The sequence below is a fragment of the Oleiphilus sp. HI0079 genome (assembly GCF_001635105.1).
This window is the reverse complement of sequence record NZ_LWFT01000985.1, coordinates 1-775: the sequence shown is the minus strand read 5'-3', so window position 1 is coordinate 775 and position 775 is coordinate 1. Positions and strand designations below refer to the sequence as shown.

General features: G+C 51.6%; 1 protein-coding gene. It reads left to right on the top strand.

Annotation, left to right across the window (positions count from 1 at the left end; translation table 11 throughout):
• The coding region (locus A3750_RS18010) for a serine hydrolase (RefSeq protein WP_156498704.1) at positions 1-771 on the top strand (771 nt) is incomplete at its 5' end.
• Between the last annotated feature and the right edge of the window lie 4 nt (positions 772-775).

The following is a 775-nucleotide window of genomic DNA, read 5'->3' as shown; positions in this document are numbered from 1 at the left end:
GACAGCGCATTCGGAGATGCAACCGTTCGCCAAGTGATGGATATGACGACCGCCCTCCAATACAGCGAAGATTACGCCGACCCGAAAGCCGATATTTGGCTCTATTCCGCCGCCGCCAGCCCAATGCCTAAACCCGCGAATTACAAGGGCCCTAACGGCTATTACGAATATCTTCAAACGGTTCAAAAGGCCGGTAAACACGGAGACGCATTTGCTTACAAAACGATCAATACGGATGCATTAGGCTGGATCGTCTCCCGTGCGACAAACACCGATCTTGCCAAGCTCATCTCCGAAAAACTATGGAAAAAGCTGGGGGCCGAGCAAGACGCTTACATGACGGTGGACGCCAAGGGCACGCCTTTTGCCGGCGGCGGCATCAGCGCTGGCTTGCGTGATTTAGCGCGACTTGGGCAAGCACTCCTTAATGACGGTGAGTTCAACGGCCAAGGTATTTTCCCTGCGTCGGTTGCACAAAGTATTCGAAACGGCGCAGATAAAAACGTCTTCGCCAAAGCCGGCTACAACACCATGCAAGGAGGAAGCTATCGCAGTATGTGGTGGCATTTTCACAATGAGTTCGACGCGTATGCAGCGCGTGGCGTACATGGTCAAACAATCTATATCGCGCCAAAAGCAGACATGGTGATCGTTCGATTTAGTTCTTTCCCAACAGCTAAGAACGCAAAGATCGACCCCACCTCTCTGCCGGCCTACGAGGCTTTGGCGTCCTACCTATCAGCAAAACAAATCGAGATTTATAAAAAATAAGCCA